General features: G+C 30.7%; 19 protein-coding genes and 4 pseudogenes. 14 read left to right on the top strand and 9 right to left on the bottom strand.

Annotated elements, in window-relative coordinates:
• Nucleotides 1–47: 47 nt before the first annotated feature.
• Nucleotides 48–635 (bottom strand): TetR/AcrR family transcriptional regulator, encoded by a 588-nt coding sequence (locus tag RCG18_RS12630; RefSeq protein ID WP_308041624.1) that lies wholly within the window; start codon nt 633–635, stop codon nt 48–50.
• A gap of 244 nt (nt 636–879) precedes the next feature.
• Here RCG18_RS12630 and RCG18_RS12635 point away from each other — a divergent pair.
• The 4 genes and pseudogenes from RCG18_RS12635 (at nt 880) to RCG18_RS12650 (ending at nt 4,999) form a co-directional block, all read left to right on the top strand.
• Nucleotides 880–2,876, top strand: a pseudogene (locus RCG18_RS12635) (FAD-dependent oxidoreductase).
• 465 nt (nt 2,877–3,341) lie between these two features.
• Nucleotides 3,342–4,277 carry a 3-hydroxyacyl-CoA dehydrogenase NAD-binding domain-containing protein gene (locus RCG18_RS12640; protein WP_308041625.1) on the top strand — a complete coding sequence of 312 codons (936 nt, stop codon included), beginning with the start codon at nt 3,342–3,344 and terminating at the stop codon, nt 4,275–4,277.
• Between the two features lie 223 nt (nt 4,278–4,500).
• On the top strand, nt 4,501–4,788 hold the full coding sequence (locus RCG18_RS12645; protein WP_308041626.1) for an AEC family transporter: 288 nt from the start codon (nt 4,501–4,503) through the stop codon (nt 4,786–4,788).
• Nucleotides 4,775–4,999 carry a hypothetical protein gene (locus tag RCG18_RS12650; RefSeq protein WP_308041627.1) on the top strand — a complete coding sequence of 75 codons (225 nt, stop codon included), beginning with the start codon at nt 4,775–4,777 and terminating at the stop codon, nt 4,997–4,999. The genes RCG18_RS12645 and RCG18_RS12650 overlap by 14 nt, the downstream gene beginning before the upstream one ends.
• A gap of 175 nt (nt 5,000–5,174) precedes the next feature.
• On the opposite strand, the gene RCG18_RS12655 is transcribed toward RCG18_RS12650, so the two are convergent.
• On the bottom strand, nt 5,175–5,741 hold the full coding sequence (locus RCG18_RS12655) for a DUF1097 domain-containing protein (protein ID WP_308041628.1): 567 nt from the start codon (nt 5,739–5,741) through the stop codon (nt 5,175–5,177).
• A gap of 6 nt (nt 5,742–5,747) precedes the next feature.
• Nucleotides 5,748–6,428: a DAPG hydrolase family protein gene (locus RCG18_RS12660; protein WP_308041629.1), complete on the bottom strand. Its 681-nt coding sequence runs from the start codon at nt 6,426–6,428 to the stop codon at nt 5,748–5,750.
• A 382-nt stretch (nt 6,429–6,810) separates the two neighbouring features.
• Between RCG18_RS12660 and RCG18_RS12665 the strand changes: the two genes are divergently transcribed.
• A complete protein-coding gene (locus RCG18_RS12665; protein ID WP_308041630.1) occupies nt 6,811–8,232 on the top strand; it encodes a sigma 54-interacting transcriptional regulator in 1,422 nt (473 codons plus the stop codon).
• Nucleotides 8,233–8,321: 89 nt separating this feature from the next.
• Nucleotides 8,322–8,975, top strand: coding sequence for a pentapeptide repeat-containing protein (locus RCG18_RS12670; RefSeq protein WP_308041631.1), 654 nt, complete (start codon nt 8,322–8,324; stop codon nt 8,973–8,975).
• Between the two features lie 72 nt (nt 8,976–9,047).
• On the opposite strand, the gene RCG18_RS12675 is transcribed toward RCG18_RS12670, so the two are convergent.
• Nucleotides 9,048–9,617, bottom strand: a complete 570-nt coding sequence (locus tag RCG18_RS12675; protein ID WP_308041632.1) for a flavin reductase family protein — start codon at nt 9,615–9,617, stop codon at nt 9,048–9,050.
• A 265-nt stretch (nt 9,618–9,882) separates the two neighbouring features.
• Between RCG18_RS12675 and RCG18_RS12680 the strand changes: the two genes are divergently transcribed.
• Nucleotides 9,883–10,215 carry a cyclic-di-AMP receptor gene (locus tag RCG18_RS12680; protein ID WP_308041633.1) on the top strand — a complete coding sequence of 111 codons (333 nt, stop codon included), beginning with the start codon at nt 9,883–9,885 and terminating at the stop codon, nt 10,213–10,215.
• Nucleotides 10,216–10,286: 71 nt separating this feature from the next.
• On the opposite strand, the gene RCG18_RS12685 is transcribed toward RCG18_RS12680, so the two are convergent.
• The 5 genes and pseudogenes from RCG18_RS12685 to RCG18_RS12710 form a co-directional block, all read right to left on the bottom strand.
• Nucleotides 10,287–11,408, bottom strand: a complete 1,122-nt coding sequence (locus RCG18_RS12685; protein WP_308041634.1) for a Ger(x)C family spore germination protein — start codon at nt 11,406–11,408, stop codon at nt 10,287–10,289.
• A pseudogene (locus RCG18_RS12690) lies at nt 11,389–12,502 on the bottom strand (endospore germination permease). The gene RCG18_RS12685 and the pseudogene RCG18_RS12690 overlap by 20 nt, the downstream one beginning before the upstream one ends.
• A 95-nt stretch (nt 12,503–12,597) precedes the next feature.
• Entirely contained in the window at nt 12,598–13,737 is a 1,140-nt protein-coding gene (locus tag RCG18_RS12700) for a Ger(x)C family spore germination protein (protein ID WP_308041636.1), read from the bottom strand.
• Nucleotides 13,721–14,818 (bottom strand): GerAB/ArcD/ProY family transporter, encoded by a 1,098-nt coding sequence (locus RCG18_RS12705; protein ID WP_308041637.1) that lies wholly within the window; start codon nt 14,816–14,818, stop codon nt 13,721–13,723. The genes RCG18_RS12700 and RCG18_RS12705 overlap by 17 nt, the downstream gene beginning before the upstream one ends.
• Nucleotides 14,811–16,303: pseudogene (locus RCG18_RS12710) on the bottom strand (spore germination protein). Before RCG18_RS12710 ends, RCG18_RS12705 begins: the two are co-directional and overlap by 8 nt.
• Before the next feature lie 270 nt (nt 16,304–16,573).
• On the opposite strand from RCG18_RS12710, the gene RCG18_RS12715 reads away from it, so the two are divergent.
• From RCG18_RS12715 to RCG18_RS12745, 7 genes and pseudogenes are all read left to right on the top strand, one after another.
• The gene (locus RCG18_RS12715; protein WP_308041638.1) at nt 16,574–17,332 is read left to right on the top strand and encodes a SagB/ThcOx family dehydrogenase; all 759 of its coding nucleotides are present in this window, start codon (nt 16,574–16,576) and stop codon (nt 17,330–17,332) included.
• 123 nt (nt 17,333–17,455) lie between these two features.
• A pseudogene (locus tag RCG18_RS12720) lies at nt 17,456–17,790 on the top strand (cyclic-di-AMP receptor).
• A 155-nt stretch (nt 17,791–17,945) separates the two neighbouring features.
• Nucleotides 17,946–18,995, top strand: coding sequence for an LCP family protein (locus RCG18_RS12725; RefSeq protein ID WP_308041639.1), 1,050 nt, complete (start codon nt 17,946–17,948; stop codon nt 18,993–18,995).
• 164 nt (nt 18,996–19,159) lie between these two features.
• On the top strand, nt 19,160–19,675 hold the full coding sequence (locus RCG18_RS12730; RefSeq protein WP_308041640.1) for a GNAT family N-acetyltransferase: 516 nt from the start codon (nt 19,160–19,162) through the stop codon (nt 19,673–19,675).
• Nucleotides 19,676–19,699: 24 nt separating this feature from the next.
• Nucleotides 19,700–21,463: a bifunctional 3'-5' exonuclease/DNA polymerase gene (locus tag RCG18_RS12735; protein WP_308041641.1), complete on the top strand. Its 1,764-nt coding sequence runs from the start codon at nt 19,700–19,702 to the stop codon at nt 21,461–21,463.
• Nucleotides 21,464–21,854: 391 nt separating this feature from the next.
• Nucleotides 21,855–23,267, top strand: coding sequence for an aspartate ammonia-lyase (locus RCG18_RS12740; protein ID WP_308041642.1), 1,413 nt, complete (start codon nt 21,855–21,857; stop codon nt 23,265–23,267).
• A gap of 18 nt (nt 23,268–23,285) precedes the next feature.
• Nucleotides 23,286–24,518 (top strand): malic enzyme-like NAD(P)-binding protein, encoded by a 1,233-nt coding sequence (locus RCG18_RS12745; RefSeq protein ID WP_308041643.1) that lies wholly within the window; start codon nt 23,286–23,288, stop codon nt 24,516–24,518.
• Nucleotides 24,519–24,554: the final 36 nt, after the last annotated feature.

Below are 24,554 nucleotides of genomic sequence, written 5' to 3' on the forward strand. Positions count from 1 at the left end.
CTGTCTTAGACTAGAAAAGACAGCTCCTTGCTTTTTTAAATAACTGTTCATCTGATTTGATATGTGATTAACATTCGTTTAATAAAATTTCTCATAGCTTCTCTGACATTATATCCACCATCATGAAGGCACCAATCATATACAACACCTCTTGCTACTACAAATAATTGTTTGGTAATTTCTGCAGCAGGTATATCTAGACAGAGATACCCATTTTTCTGAGCATCTATTATTATTTCATTCAAAAGACCTTGCATATGTCTTCCCTCAGTAATAAACATCTTATTATCAAAAGTATACAGTTGTTTCGCCATATCAATACCTAAAGATTCATCATATTTCGCATAATAGTCAAAGTAGTCTATAATTTTATCGAACACAGATTTGTTTCCTAAAGACTTTGAAACTTCCTCTCTAAAGTAGTCATCAGCTCGTTTAAATATCTCAACTAAAATATCATTCTTTGAGTTAAAGTGAGTATAAAATGAGCCTACAGAAACCCCAGCTTTCTTACAGATATCCTCTATTCTAATATTTTGATACCCGTTGTTTTCTAATAATTCAGCTGCGGCATTATATATATTATTTTTCGTATTCATTGCTTGTATTTGCCTATTAGTTAACTTTTCTTCCATTCCAATCATTCTCCTAATAATTATAAATAATTCATATTTAAGTATGTACTGATCTTAAATTATATATAAAAGAATGATCTATTGTCAATTATACACTATTATTTTCAAAATTCTTAAGACACCATTGACAATAAAATAACAAAACTATATAATGAATGTGTTCGATGAATGCATTCATTGAATGAATTCGTTATATAAATTTACAAATAAAAATAATCTATAATAAACTTACGGAGGGTTTTATATGAAAACAAAATATCAAAATCTCTTTGAACCAATAAAGATTGGAAAATTAGAAATTAAAAATCGATTTGTTATGGCACCAATGGGACCAGGTGGCCTTTGTGATGCGGATGGAACCTTCAATGAGCGTGGAGTAGAATATTATGTAGAAAGAGCAAAAGGTGGTACTGGGCTTATTATGACCGGTGTTACCATGGTAGAAAATGATATTGAAAAATGTAATTTGCCATCAATGCCATGCCCAACACTTAATCCTTTAAACTTTATTGCGACAGGGAAAAAGATGACGGAGAGAATTCATGCTTATGGGGCAAAAATACTTCTTCAACTTTCAGCTGGATTTGGAAGAGTTAGTATACCTTCAATAGTGGGAAGAACAGCTGTAGCGCCGTCACCTATACCACACAGATGGCTCTCAGATGTGACTTGCAGGGAGCTAACTGTTGAAGAGATAAAAACTTATGTTAAAAAGTTTGCAGAATCAGCACTTATAGCAAAAAAGCAGGCTTTGATGGTATTGAAATACATGCTGTACATGAAGGTTACCTTTTAGACCAATTTGCAATTTCATTCTTTAATAATAGAACAGATGAGTATGGTGGAAGTTTAAGAAATAGATTAAGATTTGCTATAGAAATAGTACAAGCTATCAAAGAAGCTTGTGGACAAGACTATCCTGTTTCGCTTCGTTATAGCATTAAGAGCTTTATTAAGGATTGGAAAGAGGGAGGGCTTCCAGGAGAAGAATTTGTTGAAAAAGGAAGAGACATTGAGGAAGGTATTGAAGCAGCAAAAATTTTAGAAGAAGCTGGTTATGATGCCTTCAATGGAGATGTAGGTTCTTACGATTCATGGTACTGGAGTCACCCACCTATGTACCAAGAAAAAGGTTTATATCTTTCTTATAATGAAATATTAAAAAAGGTGCTTAAAGTACCAGTAATTACGGCAGGAAGAATGGAAGACCCAGAGCTTGCAAGTGAGGCAATAGCACAAGGAAAAACAGACATGATTGCGCTAGGCAGACCATTACTTGCAGATTCTGAAATACCTAATAAGATAATGATGGATAAATACGACAAAGTGCGTCCTTGTCTTTCTTGTCAAGAAGGTTGTATGGGTAGATTACAAAATTATGCTAATATCTCTTGTGCAGTAAACCCTGCTTGCGGAAGGGAAACGGAGTATGGATTAGAGCCTGCTAGAAAAACTAAGAATGTAATGATAATCGGCGGTGGTGTAGCAGGACTAGAAGCTGCAAGAGTAGCTGCAATAAGAGGACACAAAGTTACTCTATTTGAAAAATCAGATAGGCTTGGAGGAAACCTTATTCCTGGTGGTGCTCCTGATTTTAAAGAAGATGATATAGCACTTGCTAATTGGTATGCTAATGAACTTAAGGATTTAAATGTAGAAGTTAACTATAATACAATAGTTACAAAAGAAATGGTTAAAGACTTTAACGCAGATGAAGTTATAGTCGCAACAGGCTCAAAACCAAGAAAATTAGCTATTCCAGGCTCTGATAAAGTATATGCAGCAGAAGAAGTTCTTCTTGGTAAAAAAGATGCAGGAGGCTCAACTATTATTATTGGCGGCGGATTAGTTGGTTGTGAAACTGCTTTATGGCTTGTTGATCAAGGTAAAAAAGTTACTCTTGTTGAATTACAAGATGGCATATTAAAAGTTGGTGGACCACTTTGTCATGCTAATGAAGATATGCTTAAGGATTTAGTTAAGTTCAAGAAGATAGAACTTAAAGTAAATACTTCTGTAATTTCTGCTTCAGAAGATGGTTTTATTCTAAAGTCTGGCGATAAAGAAGAAGTTATTGCTGCTGATTCTGCAATTGTAGCAATTGGCTACACTTCAGAAAAATCTTTATATGATGAAATAAAATTTGAGATACCAAATGTTCATTTATTAGGTGATGCGAATCAAGTTTCAAATATAATGTATGCAATATGGAATGCTTATGAAGTTGCTAGGAATATTTAATTTAGATATATAATTGAAGAAGTTAAGATTACAAATAAATCTAAATAAAAAAACAGGTACAAGAATTAAATGATCCTTGTGCCTGTTTTTTATTTAGATTTAGTATAAAAAGTTTATGACAAATACATTAATTAGAAAATGTAATACAAGAACTTATCAAGTCGATGCATTATTGTATTAAGATAAAAAGTATAAATTCAACAGGTTTCGTATTTTTATAAAAAATAATACGATTTTGTATTAAAAAGCATTATTTTAATGAAGATAACTTCTTCATTAGTAAGATTTTATCAACGAATTTTAGAGCTTATTTGAAAAAAATTTAAATAGAGGGTAAGTGTTATCAGCCTTCAACAAATTTGATGAAAAAAGTTAAAGTTTTTACTGTAAGGTTGGCATGTAAATTGCTCTATATAATGCTGATAATTACATTAAATAAAAAAGTATCTTAGGAGGAATTGTTCTATGGGAAATATAATTAAAAATATCACAGTATTTGGTCCAGGAATGATGGGCAGTGGAATAGCTCAAGTATTTGCTGGCTGTAAGGGTTTAAATGTAACCATTTTTATAAGAGAAAAGTTTGAATATGAATGTATGGATAAAATAAAAGGTAATCTTCAGGTTATAAAAGAAAAGGGTATTGTAACAGAAGGAGATATTAAAGACATTTTAAGCAGAATTACTTTAACTGAAGACATGAAAGTTGCTACTAAAGATGCAGATTTTGTTATTGAATGTATCCCCGAGAATATGGAATTAAAGCAAAATTTATTTATGAATTTAGAAGCACTTTGTAGACAAGATACTATATTTGCAACAAATACATCAGTAATGAGTATTACAGAAATATCTGAAAAGGCTAAGAACAAGGCAAGAATAGTTGGAACTCATTTTTGGAATCCACCTTATTTAATTCCTCTTGTTGAAGTTGTTAAATCAGACTATACTTCTGATGAAGTTATGGAAAAAACTATGGAATTGCTTAAAGAAGTAAACAAGCATCCTATAAGAGTAAATAAAGATGTTCCAGGATTTGTTGCGAATAGATTACAACATGCTTTATGGAGAGAAGCAATATCAATAGTAGAGAATGGCATTGCTGATGCTGCAACAGTTGATGAGGCAGTTAAATATAGCTTTGGATTAAGATTACCTCATTTAGGACCTATAGAAAATGCAGATATGGTTGGAACAGATTTAACTCTGTCAATACACAGCTATATATTAAAGCATTTGGAGAACTCCACTGAACCATCACCTCTTTTAAAGCAAAAGGTTGAAGAGGGAAACTTAGGCTTTAAGAGTGGTAAGGGATTCCAAGAGTGGACTGTAGAGCAAGCTAATAAATCAAATGAAGGTTTAAGAGAATATTTACTTAAAATATTATATAACAAATAGTAATTAATACAAAGCAGCAGTGAAATATATTTAAAAGAAGTCTAAATCTAAAGTGAATAAGGCTAGATAAAGTTTTGCAATTAAGCATTAACAGTAAAGAAGGGTTTAAAAAGTTTTAAACCCTTCGCTATCTAATATTAATTTTGAACTACTTGTCTAGAAACTTATTTATTTAATAAACTAACTAATTGAAGATTTTTACTACATAAGGAGAAAATATATTATGAATTATATTCAAATCATTAATTCAATTTTAGTACTTACGGTAATTATTTTTATCGGATTTATTATCTCAAAGTTAAATATAATCAATGAAGCAGGTGCATCAGTTATAAGCGGCGTTATTATGAAAGTTACATTTCCCGCTATTATTTTAACATCTATGCAGAAAAGTTTTTCACAAGAGCTTTTTAGAAATAGTATAGGTTTGATAGCTTTATCCGTTGTCATATATGCAGTGTTAATTGTTTTTGTGACTATTTTGGGTAAAGCTTCTTTTGCCTATCGATAAACTTAAAGTTATGCAGTTTTTGATAGTTTTTGGAACTGTAAGTTTTATTGGATTTCCTGTAGTAATTATGGCTACTCAAGCACCATTAACAGCGGGAGTATTTGCAAAGACCTATGGTGGTGATGAGTTGCTTGCTAATAAAAGTATAGTACTATCTAACCTCTTAGCAATTATTACAGTTCCTTTAATAATTTTACTTATTGGTGTGTAATATGGATTTTTATTGTAAAGTGATGTTTATTTCAATAGATTCAGCTAAGATTATTTAAAGATCTTAAATGTTTTAAATAAGAAACTTAAAGGAGTTGTCCAATTATTAGACAGATCCTTTAATATATAATTATTTTTATAGATAGCTATGTTGTTGTATTCCTAAAGAATGGATTCTATTCATTGAAGGATTTAGCCCAATTATTACCTAAAGCTAATTTACAAAATAAAACGTTTACCTTTACAAGTATAAATGAAAGTGCAATTCCATATCCAAAAAACATAATTAATTGAATTGACCCTACTGATGATACATTCGAAGGTTTTATTAAAAAAGTGAAAAGTGATTCAATGAATCCTATCAGTACACAAGGGACAATTCCAAATGGAGTTTTGCCTAGTAAAATTGGGTGAATAGCTAATATACCAAAGATTATAACTGTAGTTAAAACACCAAAGACTATATCCATAGATAAACCAGCCATTAAACCCACGAAGAAAAAGAATACAACTCCCCATAGAGTTCCAGATAGAAAACTCAGAAACATCGCTGGTAGTAATTTAGGCTCACCTCCTAAAGAGAAAAACAATACTAACGGTATAAATATCATCCAAGTATATGGAGCATATGGAGTTAAAGCTTGAAAAGGTATTAATAGTACAGTAATTAATATTGCTCCGATTACAGCTTGAATTAAAAGAGCTTTATTTTTTATTGAATTCATCATTATCCCTTCCTTCATTTTCTCTTAAAACCAATTGTTCTTTTCTTCTCTATACACATCAGGCAGAATGCGTGCTAGATTTGAAAATTCCTTAACATTGTGGTTTAGCAGACAAACTGGTCCAGCAGCAGGAATCTTAAAGCCATCTGGAATGCACTTAACTGGGTTACCATCAATGATTTGCCAACCAAACCAAAAGCGTGAACGAAGTTCAGAGCCTCCTTTTACAGGGCGTAGAAAGTGAGTCATTACCACAGGTATATCTGGCATGTCTCCACTACCAATAACTTGTACATTTGCACAGATTAGTGAATTGCAAGCTTCTGTACCAATTTTGCTCATATTGTATCCAAGGTCAGATGGTTTTTTAAAGTTAATGCGAAGCAAATCAATATTACCTGTACCGATATCTTCCCAAATATTATGAATGCTGTCCCAGTGACGTTCCTGCATAGATAAGTTCATATTTCTTGAACGAGCTGGATCTTCTAAATATACATCATAGTGATCTTCGTTATCCCAAATTGCATATCTTAAACGATCTAGAGGATGCCAAGCAAACCACCAATCGAACATTTCTCCGTCTACATTTGGGAAAAATGTTTGATTCGCTATTACTGCTGTACCATCCTCTAGCTGCCACCAGCCAAATTCTCCTGGTAAATCTCCTGAGTTAAACAAATCGTTTCTGTCATGAATGCGCAAGGCTGTTGCGTTATCATAAGGTTCAGAAGTAATTAGATCATATTTTTTCTTTGGACCTATAAAACAGTCTTGTTTGTAGTACTTAAAATAGTTTTTTTCGCGGTCGCTGTTTTTTACTGGAACTTTTTTTGTCATATAAAATACACTCCTCTTAAAATTATTTTATTAAAGAATATTTCAATGATTTTAAATAGCAAAAACTATGCCAAAAATGATAACATTTCCTCAATGTCGTAACGGCCTATTATTGCTATAAATAAGAAGTATTTGTCAGTGTATGTTAATTAAACAATTGTATAGACATATGTATAAAATATTGTACATGTTTATTGACTGGAAAGAACTCCTATAATACACTTATAGTAGGTAGGAGGTGTATACGATGCATTTCGACTTTACATTAGAGGAACTTAATATGCGAGGCGGAATTCTAGACAGACTCATAGATATAGCCTTTGATGCTGCTATTATAATAGACAAGGAAGGACGTATCCTTCACTGCAGTAAAGGTTCTATAGAACTCATAAACTTGCCGAGAGAGACTGTAATAGGTCAGCATATTAATAATATTGATTCTAAATCACCTTTTGAAAGAGTTTTAAAGACTGGAAAACATGAGACAGGGGTTATGGTTATCATTAACGGAAGGAAATGTATGACTAATCTGATTCCTATTATATCAAAAGGGGAAGTCATTGGAGTACTTGGGATGGTACTTTTTCAGAGCCTTACTAATTTAAAAAGTGTCTTGATTAGTATGACTAAATATACTGAATCTGAATTCAAAAATATATACGATATAATAGCGCGAGTAGACTCTAATTATACTTTTAATGATTATATTGGTAAAAGTAGTATCATTAAGGATATGTTGGAGCAATGCAGGAGAGCATCTAAAACATTTTATCCAGTTTTGATTATTGGTGAAACAGGAACTGGAAAAGAGATTTTGGCAAATGGATTTCACTCAGAGAATATGACCTCATTTACTCCTTTTATAAAGATTAATTGTACGGCTATACCTGACGATCTGTTGGAGTCAGAATTATTTGGACATGAAAAGGGAGCTTTTACTGGTGCGGTGTCTGCTAAAAAAGGAAAATTCGAATTAGCTGCTGGTGGAGCCATTCTTTTAGATGAAATAGGTGATATGAACTTGAGATTACAAAGCAAATTACTTAGGGTTTTAGAGGAGAAGGAATATGAGCGGATTGGAGGAACTAAGCTGCTCCCGCTAAATGCTCGAGTGATTGCTTCTACCAATCGGAACCTCAAAGAACTTTGTAGACAAGGTAAGTTTCGTGAAGATTTGTACTACAGACTAAATACAATAGAAATCAAGGTACCAGCTCTGCGAGCTAGAAAAGAAGATATTCCGCTTCTGGTTGAGCATTTTATTCGTAAAAACCAATTAGATATAACTTTCTCAGAGGATGCTTTAGAAATATTAACTGAGTATAACTGGCCTGGAAATGTACGTGAGCTGCGTAATATAATTAATCGTCTTAGTATCAATTATGACGAAAAAACCATTAGAGGAGAACATGTACTACAAGTAATTAATCATAGTTTAGATTTAACATGTGATAAAGTTAATAATACGTTGCTTCAATACCAAGATAATATTATCCCCATGGAGAGTACAATTAAAGATCAAGAAAAGAATATAATCGTAAATGCCTTAAGGCATTGCAACTATAATGTTTCTCATGCAGCTAAACAACTTAAGATTTGCCGAGCTACACTTTACAACAAAATAAAAAAATATAATATTACCTTAAATAAGGACATACGAATTCAGTAAAATAGCACTATAAGTTATGATACTATAAAAAAGAGATTATTTATTAAACAGCGTGTTACCTCAGAAAAAAGTTATAAAGGAGAGAAAAAATGGCTGAAAATAAAAATGCTACAAAGGTACTAAAGCCAAAGATTCAAAGTGATCTGCCTGAATTTAATTTAACAGGAGGCATATCCGATTATGATTCAATTTCCTCAGTATTGGTGAAGGAAAGCTTGTTGGAAGATTTTAATACAAAAGGAGTGTCTTTCGATGGAGTAATATTTAGAAATGTTAAATTTGTAAATATATCCTTTGAACAGACAGAACTTTTAGATGTAAGATTTGAAAATTGTGACCTATCTAATATTAATCTAAGTGGGTCTTCAATACATAGAGTAGAGTTTATAAACTGTAAGCTTACAGGAAGCAATTTTACAGAAGCAGCTTTTAAAAATGTTATGTTTCATCAGTGCAGTGGACAATATGCATCTTTTCGATTTGTAGATTGCAAACAAATAATCTTCAGCGGTTGTCAGCTTCCTTATATTGACTTTTATGAGAGTAAGTTTTCTAAAGTGGAATTTAAAGATACGGATATTACACGGAGTCAATTCTATAATACTAAGCTGAAAGATATAGATTTTACCAGTTGCAACATTGACGGACTTGCGGCAGGTGTAGAGGATATTCATGGCGCAATAATCTTACATACTCAGGCTCTTTCAATTGTTGGCTTACTTGGAGTTGTATTGAAAGAGTAGAAGGGGATAATCTAAATAATTTTAGTATAAAAGTATATGTGACACTAAAATTAAAGTGTCACATATATTTTTTTAAATAAAAGATCCAGAGTTATCTGACTTATATTTTTCGGTATATCTATATGTCTTATTTGCAGTATCGCCTACGTATAAAACCGGGTCAAGTAATGAGTATATTAAATGATCTTCATCATCTAATAAATCTGTAGAAATACATCTGCCTTTTATAGTTGCAAATATAGTAGTAATGCCTTTAAAATCTTCTAGTTCAGTAACATTAGTTAAGCTGCACTCTATAGAAATAGGACATTCCTTAATCATAGGTGCTTTAATTATGCTTGATTGAACTGGAGTTAAACCAGTCAATTCAAATTTTCTGCTTTTATTACCGGACAAGTATCCACAAATGTCCATTTCCTTCATAAGATCTCTATCAGGAATATTAACAACAAAGTCTTTTACTTTTTTTATTTGATTTAGCGCATAGCTGTTATTTCCAATTCCAAGGCATATCATATTTGTTAATGTAAAAGAAGATGATAGAGTTGTGATGTTAGGAACACCATTTTCATCATAATAGCTTATTAATATGACGGGAAACCCATAATATAGTTTTTTAAAATTAACACTTTTTTTCTCCATTGTTATCACCTCGTAATTAATTGTAATTTTAATCTAAAATGAAGGATGTGATATAAATCACAAAATCCATATAAAAATAAAAGTACTATAACTATGATTTTGTAGTAAATTATGACTAGCATCGAACATAGTATAAAGTAAGAGGAATTATTCCAATATTTAGAAAATTATGAGAAAGTAATACTGTAAGATGAATTTTGTAATTATAGGAGACGGGCATGACTTAAGTTTCGTAGTTAAAGCCTTATAAAGAGGAGGGAGTTATATGAAACTAATCATAGCCATTGTTCAGGACAGAGATGCCAATAAACTGGTGAAAGTATTAATTAAAGAAAATTTTAAAATGACAAAGTTGGCATCTAGTGGAGGCTTTTTAAAATCCGGGAATACTACACTTATGATAGGTATAAATGAAGAATATGTTGATAGGGTAATTTCAATAATAGGAAATACCTGTAAGACAAGAGAGGAAACATTGGTAGCATATTCTACTACAGAAGCTACAGGTATATATATGCCTTATCTTAGTGATTCTAAGGTTGAAGTAGGTGGAGCAACTATATTTACAGTAGACGTTGAAAAATATGTAAAGATTTAAAATTACCCGATTATAAGTTTTTAGGTGTACAGGGTTTTAAACCTATGCACCTATTATTTTTCTGTACTTTGTTAATAATTTCCTCTACCTTCATCATCAACTTTAACTTTAACATTTACTTCTATGATAGATTCGGTTACTACTTTATCCCAATCTATACCTTTTCCTCTTCCATATTTTCCAGCAGCAAATTTTCCTAAACCTAAAACATCAGTTTTATATTCTCCTTTAATTTTACTATTAACAAAATCCTCACAGGTTTCTTTTAAATTTTTTTCAATATCTTTTGCAACTTCTTTTAGAAGCTTTGGATCACTTTTTAAGTTTGCATATAAGGTATTGCTTACAATTGTTCCATTTAAGGATAAGTCTATAACAAATCTAAATTTATTATCTTCTTTATAGCATTTAACTTTTTTCTTAGATTCTGCATAGAAGTTTATATATTTTTTAGAGCTATCTTGTATGGTTAACATACCTTTTACTTTATTGTGCTTCAATATATTTATAATTTTAGCTTCTTCAATGTTTGTTTTTGCTATCATTTTATCAACTTTAAAAAGGGCAAGACCTGTTATTTTGATATTCTCATCTTTTAATTCTATATAAGGTAGTATGAGACTTCTTCCTTCAGCATCTATTCTTACAAGTGTATCCATAAGAGTGTAATCATGCTCAGGAAAAAAATTAAATTGTTTAGCGCTTTTTATTAGACCTTGAATAAATTCTGATGAGCTTGAATAACCTTTAACCTTATGTTTAAAAATATCCTCTGATTTTTCTTTACATATAATGACAAATGCCATATCGTTTATCTGAGGATTATTCAGTAATATATCAATCTCGTTTCTTATACCATATTCAGCATATCCTTCACTTAATAAAACAATTGATTCTAGTCCTAATAAAAAGGATTTAGGAGACCTTAATTGCCGTTTTTCTCTGGTTTCTCCTATACTTTTAGCAACACCAGTCAATACAGTACTATCTATCTTACGCTCTTGAAATAAATATGATGAAATATGAGAACTATAAGATATATCATTTTCACTTTTTTTTTCTAAGTCAATTCCCACACCAATGGGAATTTCTAAGTTTTCTACTAATTCACCCTTTGGGCCTATAAAGGAATATAAAAGAATTAAGGATATAACTAAATATAGAATAATTATTTTATTGCGTTTGTTGGTCATTTTTATCACCTTTTTTAATATATAATATTAGTGATATTATAGAAACATAGATTAAGTTAAATATTACATAAATTGGTATTGCTTTATCTATAAAGTCTCTTCTAATGGTTGGGTTACCATATAGAGAAGAAATATAAAAAAGTATGGGATATATTAAAAAGACAAAGGTTTTTCTTTTAGCCATACTTATTAATTCGCTTAAGCCATAAGTTATGGAATAATAATTATTAGCTATGCTTTTTAGCATTATAAGAGACCACAAAACCATAAATATATATCTAAAATTATTTAGTATAGGAATTTTTACAGCTTCACTTATTACAACTGTGGGCCATAAGAATTTTGGAATAATATCTACTCCTAAATAATATATAACTGCAAAAGTAAACCAAGTGTAAATAATCATTATTATAATTACACTTTTTAAAGCCGCTTTTTTAAGGCATTTACTATCTTGCAAATAAGGGTATATTAAAAACAACATTTCCATTCCACAATAAGCATAGGCTGTTTCTTTAGTAGATTTTATTATGTTTAATACTCCAGAACCAAACACAGGCATTATATTGACTATTAGGCCGTATTTTAGTACAGCTATTGGAATAAAGTAGAGCATAACAGTTAAATAAAAAATTAATTCGTTTATCTTTCCTAATGTCTTAATTCCCTTATAAGCAATAAATGCTGGTGCTAAAAATAACACTGATAAGAGTTTATAATTTGTTATAAAGGTAACCATGTATATTCTAAGGACGTTGCTTACTCCAGAGGCTATTTCTGTAGCGAGGAAACAAAAAAGATATAAATATTATATTTAAGATAGTTCCTAAAAATTTTCCAAGACATTTTTTACTTAGTTTTAATATATTGTCTTTAGGAAATTTTTTGCACATATAGTCAGCTATAAAAATCATATATATAGGATATACTGCACCTAGTATACAGGGGATCCACCCATCTTGTTTAGCATATTTTATAACGCTATTAGGCAGAGTTAATAATGATATACCCATTAGATTAGTCAGCAATGTAAATGTTAATTGCGATGGGCTTAAAAGACTATCAGTATCCTTATCCATTTTATTCCTCCACATTTTATGGACTAAATTATTTTGCTTTACAGCTATATTATGTAGTTCAGATTTAGTACTATGATTTAAATATCAGCTATAAGAAGGATAAAATTAAACTATTTCTTGGTAGGTAATTGATAATTTCCTCTACCTTCAGTATCAACCTTAACTTTAACATTTACTTCTATAATGGATTGAGGTATTACTTTATTCCAATCTATATTTTTTCCTCTTCCATATTTAGCAGCAGCTACTCTTCCTAAATCTAAAACATCAACTTTATATTCCCCTTTAATCTTATTGTTAATAAAGTTCTGGCAGGTTTCTTTTAAATTTTCTTCCATATCTTTTGTAAACTTCTTTAGAACTTTTGGATCATTTATAAGGTTTAGATACAAAGTATTGTTTACAATTGGACCATTTAGAGATAAATCTATTACAAATTTTAATTTATCATTTTCCTTATAACATTTAACTTTTCTTTTGGATTCTGCATAGTAATTTATATAGTTTTTAGAGTTATCCTGTATAGTTAGGATACCTTTGACTTTATTTTCTTTTAATATATTTATAATTTTAGCTTCTTCTATGTTAGTTTTTAACACCATTTTATCGCCTTTAAAAATAGCATAACCTGTAAGCTCAATATTTTTATCTTTTAATTCTATATAAGGCAATAAGGTATTTCTACCTTCTGCATCTACTCTTACAAATACATCCATAAGGCTACTTTGATGATCAGGGAAAAAATTAAACTGCTTGGAATTTTTTATTAGACCTTCAATAAATTCTGCGGAATTTGCATAACCTTTAATTTTATGTCTTAAAATATCTTCTGCTTTATCCTTACAGACCAATGTAAAGGCTCTATCATTAATTTGTGGATTGCTAAGTAGTATATCGATGGCAGTTCCTATACCATACTCGGCATATTGTTCACTAAATAAAAAAATTCTTTCAATTCCTAGCAAAAAGCTTTTGCTAGATTCTAACTGACGGGATTCTCTAGTTTCTCCTATGCTGCTAGCTTTACCAACCATAATTTCACTATCTACTTCTTCAGTTTCAAATAAGTATGCTGCAATAGGAGCACTATAGGTCACAGTATTTCCTACATCTGTCTTTAAGTCATATCCTATGCCAATAGGAATTTCTAAGTTTTCTACTAGCTCACCCTTTGGTCCTAAAAAAGCATACAGAAAAATTACAACTATGATTAAATATATGAAAATTTTATTGTTAAGCTTTTTGTTCATTTTTATCACCTTTTTTTATGTATAATACTAGTGATATTATAGAAACATATGCTAAATTAAAGATTACATATACTGGAACAGTTTTGCTTAAAAAGTTTGCTCTTGTGTTTGGATCACCATATTTAGAAGAAATATAAAAAAGCAAGGGATATATTAAATAAACAAAGGTTTTTCTTTTAGCTATGCTCGTTAACTGGCTCAATATATATGAAGCTGAATAATAATAGTTAGCCATAGTTTTAAGCATTATAAGAGACCATAAAACCATAAATATGTATCTAAAATTATTTATTATAGGTATCACTATAGCTTCACTCATTACAACTGTGGACCAGGCAAACTTAGGAACAATATCTACTCCTAAATAATATATAACTGAGAAAACCACCCAAGTATAAATAATCATTGTAATAAGTATGCTTTTTAAAGCGGATTTTTTTAGGTCTTTACTATTTTGTAAATATGGATATATTAAAAATAAAATTTCTATACCAGAATAAGCAAAAGCTGTTTCTTTACTGCCTTTCACTATGTTTATCAATCCTGAACCAAATACTGGCATCACATTTAAAAAGCTTCCAGATTTTAATACTGCTATCGGAATGAAGAATATTAAAATAGATAAATAAAAAATTAACTCGTTTACTCTTCCTAATGTTTTAATTCCCTTATAAGCAATAAAAGCTGGTGCTAAAAAAGCTACCAATAAAAGCTGATTATTTTTTAAAAAGGAAACCATATATATTTTAAGTACGTTGCTTATTCCAGAAGCAACTTCTGTAACCAATAAAATAAAATATGATAAAAATATTATATTTGCTATAGTTCCTAAAAATTTTCCAAGAAACTTTTTACTTAATTTTAATATGTTATTTTTAGGGAATTTCTTGCACATATAGTTAGCTATATAAGCCATATATAGAGGATATGCTGAACCTAATATACAGGATATCCATCCATCTTGCTTGGCGTATTTTACAACATCATTAGATAGATTTAATATTCCTATTCCAAGCATGCTGCCTACTAGAATTAATGTTAACTGAGATGGACTTATGAGGCTGTCAGTATCTTTATCCATTTTTCTTCCTCCTGAATTTCCACTTGAAATTACTTTGTCTAACAGGATTATTATTTGGTGTAGTTTCAGGATTATTGTTTAGCATCCAAATAGGTGCTCTTATAATAGCAGTTTTTAGATTGCTCTTTTTAAATGATAAATAAGGTACTCCATAGCTATCCAAGGAGCAAAGGTAAGCTAATAAAAAAAATATAGATACTGTTACTCCGAGCATTCCTAGCCAATTGGCCATTATTAGATTTATAAAGCCTATAAGTCTTATTGAAAGTGCCATTTCGTAGTTAGGTATTAAAAAGGTAGCTATTGTTGTAGTTCCTGCTATAAGTAGTGTAAGAGAACTTACTACTTTAGCCTTAAGTGCTGCATCGCCTATAATGATACCGCCTACGACACTTAGAGTCTGACCTATTTTACCAGGAAGTCTAAGTCCACCCTCTCTTAAGAATTCAACTATTAGATTCATTGAGAGTATCGACATAAATGGAGTTAATGCTATACCTTTTCTTGATTCAACAATGGATTTTATAAATTCCGCAGGTATTAATTCTGCATTAAATTTTATCAATGTAATATAGATAGAAGGCAGAGTTAGCACAATAAAAGCAGCCAAATACCTTATTATTCTGGTAAAGCTTGATACTATTGTTCTAAAATAATAATCTTCTACTGTTTGGAAAAACTCAAAAAAGCAGTAGGAAAAGTTACAATAAAAGGGGTTTCGTCAATTATTAATGCTATTTTTCCTTCAGCTAATTTTCCCTGTACTTTATCTGGTCTCTCTGTAGCAATAGTTTGAGGAAAAAGACTAAAAGTATGTTTCTCTATGAGTTGATCAATGATAGTAGTACCTATAGCATTATCTATGTCAATAGCATATATTCTAGTTTTTATTTCTTTTAGTAGTTCTTTATCTACTACATCGTCTATGTAAATAAGTGCTGCATCTGTCTGAGATCTTCTTCCTAAAGAGAATTTTTCTATTACCAAGTCTTTATCTTTAAGTCTTCTTTTTATTATACTTATATTTATTTCTAAGTTTTCCACAAAACTATCTCTAGGCCCTTTTATAGAGGTTTCATTTTCAGGATCAGATATGGTTCTATATACTCCTCCAATAGTATCAACCATTATAAAATTACTGCAATTCTGAATTAATATTGCACATCTGCCTCTTTGGATGTCACCTACAGCTTTATTTATATCTGTTTCAATATAGCTGTTGCTCATAGTTATGTATTTTTTGTTTAGAAAATATTCTATATTTTGTATAGCTGATAAATCTTCTTGTACATACAGCATTAGAGGTTTTAGTATATCTCTATCTATTAATTCTTTGTTGGATAATCCATTTATATAAATAATTGCCCCTTCTATAGAAGATTTTTTCCCTATGTCGAAATTTTTTATAACTAATTCATTTTTAATTCCTAATAAGTTTCTAAATTCATCTATTTTTTGTTGTAGAACATTATTGTTATCATTCATAAAGATCACCTAATACATTTTTTTTTAGTATTCCTCTAATAGCCTAAATTATTAGAGAAAGTGGAATTTATTCCAATAATCATTGTTTCTAGCATTTATTTTTCAGTTCCTTTAATTAAAATTTAAAGTACATATGCAGCATTATGCTATCTTTTTTATTTTGCACAATACTTTTGTGATATTAATCACATTTTTTTATTAACTAGTTTTATAAAATATTATTGTATAACTTGTACATAATGTTATTCTTCAAGAAGGAAGTGTGGAAAGATGAATGAAAGATTTAAAATAAACAGAGAATTTCTAAAGGCCAATTTTCAAGTTTTAGACGATATTAAAACTGATATACAAAAAGGTATTCCTGGTATTTCACCTCAAAAGAAATATGATAAAGCTTTAAAAGCTATAGAATTGCCAGAAGTAAAGAAAGACATAATTTCAAAAAACAATGTATTTGATTGCTTAAAAGATAGAAGGAGTGTAAGAAAATATTCTTGCGAAAACCTAACTTTAGAGGAACTTTCATTTTTACTTTGGGCTACTCAAGGAGTGCATAAGATTATAGGCAATGGGCCGGCTTCGCTGAGAACTGTTCCTTCTGGAGGAGCTTCACACACATTTGAAACATATTTATTTATAAATAGAGTGGATTCTCTAGAACAAGGTGTTTATAGGTATCTTCCTTTTGAACATAAACTTATATTTATAGATAAACTTAATGATATGGAAAATAAAGTTAATCTAGCTACGCCAAGACAACCTTTTGTTCCTAATTTTGCATCAAAAGGAGCTGTAATTTTTGCCTGGAGTTCTATACCTTATAGAGCGGAATGGAAATTTGATATTACTGCTCATAAAAAAATATTGATAGATATAGGTCATGTTTGTCAAAATCTTTATATAGCTTGTGAAGCAATAAAATGTGGAACCTGTGCTATTGGAATCTATAATCAAGAATTTATAGATAAAATGCTAGGTTTGGATGGAGAAAATGAATTTGTAATTTATATGGCTTCAGTTGGAAAATAGAAAACCTTGAAATTTTTCATAAATCAATATATAATTATTATAATATTCAGAAAGTTTTTAGCATTTATAGGTAAATTAAGAGTCTGTTATCACCAAATCTCAAATTTAAAGGAGATGGTTTGAATGAAGTTAATTATTGCAATTGTTCAGTATAAAGATTCTAGCGGACTAGTAAATGCATTAACTGAAAAGCATTTTAGGGTTACAAAACTTGCATCAACAGGAGGATTTTTGAGATCAGGAAACGTTACTCTTTTAGTAGGAGTTGAAGAAGAAAAAGTAGACAATGTTATAGAAATAATAAAAGATACTTGCAAAAAAGGGAAACGACTGTAATATCTCCTTATCCAGTAGCAGAAACGACAGGTATGTACATTCCTTACACTTATGAAATTGAAGTGGAAGTGGGAGGAGCAACTATATTTGTTGTTGATGTAGATAACTTTATCAAAGTTTAATTTTTATAAGCATATTAAGTAATATTCCACCAATTAGCCATAAGCATGACTATTGGTGGTTTTTTGTTGAAAAAAAGTGGTCTAAATTGTTAAAATAAATTTTTTTAAGGATACAAATAATAAAAGTATCAAAATGGTACTAGGAGCTGAAAACTATGGGGAGAAATGAGAAAGGTAGAGGAATAATTAAAAGAATACTACTTTGCATCTTAGTTATCATATTTATTTCAGGAATAAGCTTTATATATTATATAAATAAGCAGCTCAATAATGTCACAATAACTCCATTACCAAAAACAGATACAGAATTAGGTATCAAACCTAAATTAAGTGAAAACAGAGCAAGTGAAAATGAAACAATACAAGGTGAAGTAAAGCAAGAAGATAATATATTGAATATCGCACTTTTCGGAATAGACAGTAGAAACTCTAAAGTTGATATACCTCATTCAGATTGCATAATTGTAGCCACTGTAGATAATAAACATAATAAAATAAAGTTATCTTCCGTAATGAGAGACACATATGTAGAAGTTAAAGATCATAGTAAGACAAAAATTACAGAAGCTTACTTTTATGGTGGTCCAAAGTTGGCAGTTAGAACTCTTAATGAAAATTTTAATCTAGATATTAAAGATTATGTAGCAGTAGACTTTGCTGGGCTTGCAAATATTGTTGATAGTTTAGGCGGAATAACTGTTGATATAAAAGAATATGAAATAAGAGAGATTAATAAGTGGATAGCAGAATTAGCAGAATTACAGCATGTAAGATATACACCTATTTATAGATCAGGAGCTCAAAAACTAAATGGAATTCAAGCTGTTGCCTACTGTAGAATAAGGAAAGTTGGAGATGGAGATTTTGAACGTACTAGCAGACAGAGAATAGTCTTAAGTGAAATTTTAAATAAGCTTAAAAACATGGACATTACAAAATACCCTTATATAGCAGCAGAGATTTTGCCTTATGTTGAAACTAGTATATCTAAATCTAATATTATCACACTAGGTGGTAAGATTATGGTGTCTGGTATTTCAAATTTGGATCAGCAGAGATTCCCTGTTGATGGTTACTGCAAAGGAGAGATTATAAATAAAATATGGTACCTGGTACCTGAACCTGATATAGATACTCTTTCAGAACAAATTCATAGATATATATACGATGATGTAAAACCTGTTCCAAAAGAACCACTGTTTTAAGCATAGTAGTTTAGGAAGTAGTTAATAGCTACTTCTATTTTTTTGAAGATGCCTTAAGTAGAGAGTTAACTTGACATTATAAAATTCGAATGAGATATTAATTATAAAATGGATAAATTATAATATTCATATTTTATAAGTGTGTAATTTGGGGAGGGTTTGAAATGAGTGATTTTAAGGATTGTGAGATTTGTACTGAAAGACTTTATATGAGGAAGTTAAGGGCTGATGACATCGATAGCTATTATGAAATTATGAAAAAAGATGAAGTTGGTATGTGGTTGGCAACTTCTAGAGGAAAAACTTATGATGAAACAAAACTATTAATTGAAAAATTTTCAAGGCATTGGACAGAAAAGGGATATGGAGTATTTGCGGTTATAGATAAGAACTCAGAAGAATTAATGGGACATTGTGGTTTGAATTTTCTCAGTGAAACATCAGAGGTTGAAGTATTGTATGCTTTTGATCCTAAATTTTGGGGAAATGGATACGCAACAGAAGCTGCTACCAAGGTTCTTGAATATGGATTTAAAGAAGCTAAGTTAAATAGGATAATAGCATTAGCAAAACCTGATAATATAAGATCAAGAAGAGTAATAGAAAAGATCGGACTTAAACTTATTGGAATAAAAGAATACTTTGGATTAAAATGTGCATGTTACGAGGTAAATAGATAAAGTAAAAAAGATTGGATGTATTTTATGAATATAGATTTAGAAAATAGCGCTGAATATTTATATATAGATGATGATGATAAGCTTAAAAGATATATTTCTATAGTACAAGACTCTAAGATTATGGCAGTGGATGTTGAAACCACAGGTCTTGATCCTATAAAGGAGAAAATAAGACTTTTGCAAATTGCTGTTCCTAATAAACCTTCACTGATTATTGATATATGGAAAATATCTAAAGATGTCCATTCTTTAATTAGAAAAGTGCTTTCAAATAGTTCGATAAAGGTGCTTCAAAATGCTAAGTTTGACTTAAAGTTTTTGACTAAGGCAGGTATGTCAATAAAAGGACAGTTATTTGATACATATATTGGGGCAAGGTTATTAGAATCTTTTGATAGGCTAGAAAAATATTCATTGGACAGCCTTGTATGGCATTATCTTAAGATAAATCTTTCAAAGGAACAGCAAAGAAGTGATTGGAGTAAGGAACTTTCACCTTTACAGCTTGAGTATGCTGCGAAGGATGCACTTATACTTTTACCTTTAAGGGAAGCTTTAATAAAAAGACTTAGAGAAGAGAGATTAATAGAGGTTGCAAAGATTGAATTTGATTGCATATATGCAGTAGCAGAAATGGAACTAAGTGGGGTTTTATTTGACAAAGAAAAATGTGAAAAGTTAAATAATCAATTAGAGAAAATAAGAGATAAATATGCAGAATATCTAAAGGAATGTTTTAGTGGAACTGCCCAGCAAATCAGTATATTTGGTTACAAAGATATTAATGAGATAAATTTGGATAGTCATAAGCAGGTACTAAAATGCTTAAACAATCTTGGGATAAATGTAAAAAATACATCAAAGGATGAACTTGCTAATCTATCAAGAGAATATCCTGTTGTACAGGCATTAATGGAATATAGAAAGGCAGCTAAACTAATTCAGACCTTTACAGTGAGTTTAATAGAGCAAATCAATCCTATAACGAGAAGGATACATTCGAATTACTACCAAATGGGAACTTCTACGGGGAGGTTTTCTTGTGGTAATCCAAATTTGCAGCAAATTCCAAGAGACAAAAGATTTAGAGATTGTTTTATAGCAAGTAAAAACTGCAAGTTGGTTATTGCAGATTATTCACAAATAGAACTTAGAGTAATTGCTGAAATATCAAGGGATGAGACAATGATAAATGCTTTTAGAAATAATCAGGATTTGCATAGATTAACTGCATCTCTTCTTTTAAATAAAGCTTTTGATAAAGTTACTAAGGAGGAAAGGCAGTCAGCTAAAGCGGTTAATTTTGGGCTTGTTTATGCCATGGGAGCAAAAGGTCTTCAAGCTTATTCATTAACTAATTATGGAGTAGAAATGACAGAGAAACAAGCAGAAACTTTCAGAAATAAATTTTTTAAAGTCTATAAAGGTGTTGCAAAGTGGCATGAAAGTGTTAAGAGAAGAAGTTCTAAAGAAAGCTGTACTTTGTGTGGAAGAAGAGTATTGTGGAAAGAGAATTTAGGAGCAGCAGCACTTAATACTCCTGTACAAGGAACAGCTGCAGATATAGTTAAAAATGCTTTGGGAATTCTTGTAAAAGAATTAGAAGAAACGGAAGCAAAAATAATAGGAACTGTTCATGATGAAATAATTTTAGAAGCTCCTGAAGCAAAGGCAGAAAAAGTAGCGGATATTCTAAAGTCCACTATGGAGAAGGCAGGAGAAAAATATGTGAAACAAGTTCCGCTAATGGCAGAGGTTTTCATCGGGAGCAGCTGGGCAGAAAAGTAACTTTTTAGGAAGAAGCTTATAATATAGATATTAAATGAAATAGATATTAATTGAAAATAAACAAATAATTACATAATTTGAAATATAATTATTTAAATATAAATATTTACTTTGGAGATGAATTATAAAAAATTATTCAAATGTTTATAGATTGCAAAGATAAAAATGATGGTAAAAGGGGTTTGCCATCATTTTTATGTTTTTTGAATTGAATCAAACTTAAAAGAAAACTTGCAAAAATACATCCTAAAACAAAAAAATGTAGGAAATTATGCAAAATCTATTGCATTTATTTTATGCTGGTAATATAATAAAGAAAATAAATGATTTGATTCATTTTGCAGAAAAAAACTACACACAAAGAAATTTTTATTTCAATGGGGGGAAAATTATGAATTTTAGAATTGAAAGTGATTCGATAGGTACTAAGGAGGTTCCAAAGGAAGCCTACTATGGTGTACAAACGTTAAGAGCGGCAGAGAATTTTAAAATAACAAGACTTAAAATGCATGAGGATTTTATTAAAAGTCTTGCACAAATAAAAAAAGCATCCGCTACAACTAATTGTGAAATCGGTTTACTAGAAAAAAATATAGAAAGAGCAATTGTACAAGCATGTAATGAGATAATATGTGGCAAACTACATGAAGAGTTTATTATAGATCCTATTCAAGGAGGAGCAGGTACATCTGCTAATATGAATGCTAATGAAGTAATCTCTAATAGAGCTATAGAAATTTTAGGTGGCGAAAAGGGAGATTACAGTATTGTGCATCCTAATGACCATGTAAACATGGGGCAGTCAACTAATGATGTTATCCCAACAGCGGGTAAAATGACTATATTAAAGCTTATTCCAAAAGCACTAAAGCAATTAAAGAGATTATATGATGCTCTACAAGAAAAAGCTATAGAATTTGATGATATTATAAAAATGGGAAGGACTCAAATGCAGGACGCAGTACCTATAAGATTGGGTCAAGAATTTAAAGCATATAGTTCGGTAATAAAAAGAGATATATTAAGACTTGAAAAAGTACAGGAAGAAGTAAGAGTTGTAAATATGGGAGGTACTGCAGTAGGAACAGGAATAAATGCAGATGAGCAGTATCTAAGTAAAATAGTATGTAATTTATCTAATGTTGCAGAGATGGAGCTAAAACAGGCTGAAGATTTAATAGATGCAACACAAAACTTAGATGGTTTTGTAGCAGTATCTGCAGCTGTTAAAACTTGTGCTGTTAACTTATCAAAGATTTCAAATGACTTAAGACTTATGTCATCAGGACCAAGAACAGGTTTTGGTGAAATAAATCTTCCTCCAAAACAAAATGGTTCTTCAATAATGCCAGGTAAAATTAACCCTGTAATACCTGAAGTAATGAGTCAAGTAGCATTCAATATAATAGGAAATGATATAACAATAACTATGGCTGCAGAAGCTGGACAATTAGAATTAAATGCATTTGAACCGGTTATCTTCTACAATTTATTTGAGTCTATAGAAACATTAGGTAATGGTGTAGAAACTTTTGTTGATAACTGTATTTGTGGAATAACTGCAAATAGAGAAAGATGTAAGAGCCTAGTAGAGAATAGTGTAGGTATTATTACTGCCATATGCCCACACGTAGGATATAAAAAAGCAGCAGGAGTAGCAAAAACAGCTATAAAAACTGGTGAATCAGTAAGAGAGCTTATATTAAAACAAGGACTTTTGAAAGAAGCTGAACTTAATGATATACTAGATACTGTAGCAATGACAGAGCCTGGCATATCAGGGAAACAGATGCTAGTTAAATAATACTTAGGAGGTTTACAAATGAGCGATTTAAGAGAAAGAGCATTAAAATTTCACAAAGACAATGAAGGTAAGATTGCACTACACTGCAAAGTACCAGTAAAAAACAAAGAAGATTTAACTATGGCATACACTCCAGGTGTTGCAGAACCATGCCTAGAAATCAACAAAAATTTTGATACAATCTATGATTACACTTCAAAAGGAAACTGGGTAGCTGTAGTAACAAATGGTACAGCAGTATTAGGTCTTGGAGATATAGGAGCAGGAGCAGGTCTTCCAGTTATGGAAGGTAAAGCAGTTTTATTTAAGGCTTTTGGTGGAGTAGACGCTTTTCCAATATGCTTAGATACAAAAGATGTAGATAAGATAGTTGAGACAGTAAAGCTTATGGAGCCAACTTTTGGAGGAATAAACTTAGAAGATATAAAAGGTCCAGAGTGTTTTGAAATTGAGAAAAAACTTAAAGAAGTTAGTAATATACCAATATTCCATGATGATCAACATGGAACAGCTGTAGTATCAACGGCTTGTTTAATAAATGCATTAAAACTTACTAATAAGAAGTTTGAAGATATAAGAGTAGTTGTTAATGGAGCAGGTGCAGCAGGAATAGCTATAACTAAACTTTTATTAAAAATGGGTGCAAAAGATATAATTCTTTGTGATACTAAAGGAGCTATCTACAAGGGAAGAACAGCTGGTATGAATGAGTACAAAGAAGAAATAGCAGGAATAACAAATCCTAACTTATTACAAGGAGACCTTGCTAATGTACTAAAGGGAGCAGACGTATTTTTAGGAGTATCTGTTGCTAATTGCGTAACTCAGGAAATGGTAAAATCCATGAATAAGGATGCAATAATAATGGCAATGGCAAATCCAAATCCAGAAATACTTCCACACTTAGCTGTAGAAGCTGGAGCAAAAGTAGTATGTACAGGAAGATCAGACTTCCCAAATCAAGTTAATAACGTCGTTGCATTCCCAGGAATATTCAGAGGAGCTCTAGATGTTCAAGCAAAAGATATAAATGATGAAATGAAAATGGCTGCAGCTTATGCAATAGCAGAACTTGTAAGCGAAGAAGAATTAAATGCTGAGTATGTTATACCTCAAGCTTTTGATTTAAGAATAGCACCAAAAGTAGCTGCATACGTGGCAAAAGCAGCTATAGATACGGGAGTTGCTAGAAGAACTGATGTTACACCAGAAATGGTTGCAGAGCACACAAAAAAATTATTAGGAATTTAAACTATGCAAATCCGCAGAACTAGATAATAGTTCTGC

Origin of the sequence: Clostridium sp. OS1-26 (assembly GCF_030915445.1) — a bacterium.
Lineage (GTDB): Bacteria > Bacillota > Clostridia > Clostridiales > Clostridiaceae > Clostridium_AM.